Genomic DNA, 3815 nt, shown 5'->3' on the forward strand with positions numbered 1-3815 from the left:
CCCGGTCCACTGCGGCGTGGCCGCGCTTGCCTGCGTAAACCAGGTAGACGGCGACTTGGGAGTTCTCGATCCGGCCGGCAGTACCGGTGTATTGGTGCTGGACGCCGACCGTGTGGACGTTCACGTATTTCCCCGGGGCTGAGTTCACGTAATTCCCCAGCCCCGGGTGCCGATGGCGTCTACTTGACCGACGGCTTGGCGGGCTTGTCGGTGGGGTTCCTGGGGCGCTTGTTCGGACGGTAGCTGGGGCCGTTCATGATGACCTGGTGGCTGGTGTTGATGAGCCGGTCGAGGAGGGACTCGGCGACGACGGGGTTGGGGAAGAGTGGATACCAGTCGCTGGGCGCCCGGTTGCTCGTGATGATCAGGGGCCGCCCCTGCCGCTCGCTGACCAGTTCGTAGAGGTCGTCGGCGTGGGCCGCGGAGAGCTGGCGCATGGCGAAGTCGTCGAGGATGAGCACGTCGGGCCGTACCAGTTCACGGATCCGTTTCTCCCAGGTGCGGTCCGCGTGGCCGCCGGCGAGTTCGGCGAGGATCCGGCTGGTCTTGGCGAAGCGGACGTGGGCGCCCTGCCGGACGGCGAGGTGGCCCAGGGCCTGGGCGACATGCGTCTTGCCCACCCCGACCGGGCCGAACAAAATTACGGACTCGCCCGCATGCAGCCAGCGCAGGGCGCCCAGATCCCGGATCTGGGCGGCGGGCAGTTTCGAGGAGGCGGTGAAGTCGAACTCCTCCAGGGTGACCTGCTGCTCGAACTTGGCCCGCTGGAGCCTGCGTTGGAAGGCGACGGTCTCGCGGCGGGTGATCTCGTCCTGGCAGAGGACCTGGAGGAAATCGAGGTGGCCGAGCTCGCCGCCGTGGGCCTGGGCGAGGCGGGCGTCGAGAGTCTCCAGCATCCCGGACAGCCTCAGGGACTTCAGCGACTCGCGCAGGGCGGTGTCCATCACGCTCATCAGGCTTCCACCTCGGCTTCGCTGCGGACCTGGTCGTCGTGGTCGTCGTCCGGTGTGTCCGGGGGCGTGACGGAGCCGAACAGCCCCTGCGGGCCGTGGAGGAAGGCCGCGGCGCCCGCGTCTCCGCTGGTCTCGGGCTCGGGATCGGTCTCGGTGCCGGCAACCAGGATGCCCTTGACGGTGCGGTATGACGGGTCGCCGACCGTGATCGCTCTCGCGCAGGCGGCCTCCAGCCGAGTGTCGCCGTACTTCTTGCGTAGTCCGAGAACCCCCTGGGCAGCGCGGAGCCGATAGAGCGCGTTGACCTCCAGCAGCTGGTCGACGACCTCGCGACAGGCGTCACCGATCTCGAACGCCTGGGTGCGGCACCAGACGGGCGTCTTCATCTGGAAAGCGATCTTCTCCGGCGGGTAGTCACTCCTGTCGGTGCGTTTTCCCTGCTCAAGTGCCGCGTGGGTCTTGATCAAGTCGCCGTTGAGGAAGACCTGCACCATCGTGGCGGTCGAGCGGACATCGACCCTGCGGCCGATCAGTTTCCAGGGCACGGAGTAGAGGGTGCGGCCGACCTTGATGTGGATGTCCGGGCCGACGGTGGCCGTCGACCAGCGGGCCAGGGTGAACGGCGTGGGCGGCAGCGGCAGCAGAGCGGCGGCCTCGACCGCGCCGAACACGGCCATCGGGGCCGCCCCGCCCAGCGGCCGGCACTGCCGGCGTCCGGCGACCTGCTGGGCCCAGGTGACGGCCTCGGCCTGCATGTGCTCGATCGAGGTGAACTCCCGCCCGCGCCAGAACGAGTCGCGGACATAGGGCATGGGCCGCTCCACCCTGGGCTTGTCCTTTGGCTTCAAGGCTCTCGCCGGGTCCACCAACGCCCCGTAGTGGGTGGCGAGTTCGGCATACGCCTTGTTGATTTTGGGGTCGTAGAGGTCGGGCTTGTCGACGCCGGTCTTCAGGTTGTCCGGCACGAGACGGCGCGGGACGCCGTCGAAGTAGCGGAAGGCCGCGACGTGCGCTTCGGTCCATGCGTGCTGGTCCAGGTTCAGGACCGGGCGGACGAACATGTGCCGTGAGCAGGGCAGCACCATCACGAACGCCCAGACGCGGTGCCGTTTGCCGGTGCGGGGGTTGGTCCACTGGCCCAGGAAGCCGTAGTCGATCTGGGCCTCCTCGCCCGGCTCGACCTCGTCGCGCAGGACCGTGACCTGCGAGCGGCTCACCTCGTCGGGCAGCGTGGCGTGCACCCAGCGGCGGAACGAGGAGACCGACACCTTCAGTTTGTGCTCGTCCCGCAGCCGCTGGTGGATCGTGGAGACCGTCACCGTTCCCAGCAACTCCTTGATGTAGTCGCGGTGTTCGTCGATGTCGGACCAGGTGACCTGCCGCAGTCTCCTGTCGACGAGCCCGGGGAACCACCCCTCGATCAGCCCGGCCCAGTCGGCCTCGCTCATCGGCGGCCCGCCCGGGGTGATGCCGGCCGCCTCCGCCGGCGCCAGGTACTTCCTGACTGTCTTGCGGTCCACCCCCAAAGACGCGGCCAGCGCGCTCTTCGAGCGCCCCGCGTACCAGTGGACGTAAATCTCGGTGATGTCGACCACGACGAACGTTCTCCTTGCCATCCGGGCTGCCCATCGGCGTTCGGGACCCACCGGGCGAGGGCCATCCGCAGCTCCGCGATGACCAGGTCCCTCGATCCCGAACTCCGCCGTACCCATGGCCAATCAGGAGGATTCGCAATAGAGGTCGCATATATATCAAACCGCCCCATCTGTTGAAAATCCGGTGACTGCGATGCCGCCCTGTGTCACGCAGTCACTCCAAAGCATTCGATGCAAAGATTGCATTGCAAGCATTGCTTTGCATCGCTATCTTTGTAGGCATGAACGAGCCCCAGGACTCGCACGTCCGCAATCTCGATGCCCGATCCCTGCGCGGGCTCGCACACCCACTGCGCATGCAACTGCTGGACGCCCTGCGCTTCGGTGGCCCCGCCACCGCGTCCCAACTCGCCGAAAAGCTGGGCGAGTCAAGCGGTGCGACCAGCTACCACCTGAGGCAGCTCGCCGTTCACGGCTTCATTGAGGACGCCCCCGAGCGCGGCAGGGGCCGGGAGCGGTGGTGGAAGGCGGTCCACAAGGGCCTGCGCTTCGACGACGCACTGCTCACGGACGCCAGCCCGGACGTGCGCGGGGCCGCCGACATGTACCTCCACGAGATCGCCACCACCCAGACCCGGGACCTGTCGACCTGGCTCGGCAACCGCCAGGCATGGCCGGAGGAATGGAACCGCACCTGGGACATGAGCAGCGCGACACTACGGCTGACGCCCGAACTGACCCGGGAACTCGTCGAGAAGATGCACGCGCTCGTCGACACCTACCGCGACCGGGCCGCCGACGAGGACGACGCCAACACCGCCCAGGTACGCATCCACACACACGCGTTCCCCCTCACCACGGAGTGAAAGGCCACAGCCCGATGCACCCCGAGAACCACCTTGCCCTGCACCATGCCCGCGCCGCCGAACTCCGTGCCGAAGCCGACGCGTACCGTCTCGCCGCCGCGGCCCGGCACCCCCGGGACCTCCGTACCCGTCTCGGCTGGGCCCTCGTGGAAGTCGGCCTGCGGCTGGCCGCCGCCCCCAAGGCGGCAGCCGCCATTCCTTAGCGCCGTTCGCGACCGCCGTCCCCGTGGGGAAACATGACCGCGCTGATGGGGAATTAGCTGACGCCGAACCCACATGAGGTGGGGAATTGCATGACCGTCGACACCTCGAATGCGTCCCGCCAACGGGCGGGTTCTATGCTGTGACCTGCGGCCACCGTCTCTTCGTCAGTCCACACAACTCACGATGATCAACGGTGG

Annotated in this window: 4 protein-coding genes; 2 read left to right on the forward strand and 2 right to left on the reverse strand. The window is 67.7% G+C overall.

Going from position 1 to position 3815, the window contains the following annotated elements:
* Positions 1–179: 179 nt before the first annotated feature.
* On the reverse strand, positions 180–953 hold the full coding sequence (gene istB / locus ACFWVE_RS34795; RefSeq protein WP_384023202.1) for an IS21-like element helper ATPase IstB: 774 nt from the start codon (positions 951–953) through the stop codon (positions 180–182).
* Complete coding sequence (istA, locus tag ACFWVE_RS34800; RefSeq protein ID WP_384023205.1) at positions 953–2548, reverse strand: IS21 family transposase; 1596 nt, start codon at positions 2546–2548, stop codon at positions 953–955. The genes istB and istA overlap by 1 nt, the downstream gene beginning before the upstream one ends.
* 281 nt (positions 2549–2829) lie before the next feature.
* On the opposite strand from istA, the gene ACFWVE_RS34805 reads away from it, so the two are divergent.
* Positions 2830–3414 carry an ArsR/SmtB family transcription factor gene (locus ACFWVE_RS34805; RefSeq protein ID WP_384023208.1) on the forward strand — a complete coding sequence of 195 codons (585 nt, stop codon included), beginning with the start codon at positions 2830–2832 and terminating at the stop codon, positions 3412–3414.
* A gap of 14 nt (positions 3415–3428) precedes the next feature.
* Positions 3429–3617, forward strand: coding sequence for a hypothetical protein (locus ACFWVE_RS34810; RefSeq protein WP_384023211.1), 189 nt, complete (start codon positions 3429–3431; stop codon positions 3615–3617).
* Positions 3618–3815: the final 198 nt, after the last annotated feature.

Origin of the sequence: Streptomyces sp. NPDC058632 (genome assembly GCF_042717095.1) — a bacterium.
In the GTDB taxonomy this organism is placed as follows: domain Bacteria; phylum Actinomycetota; class Actinomycetes; order Streptomycetales; family Streptomycetaceae; genus Streptomyces.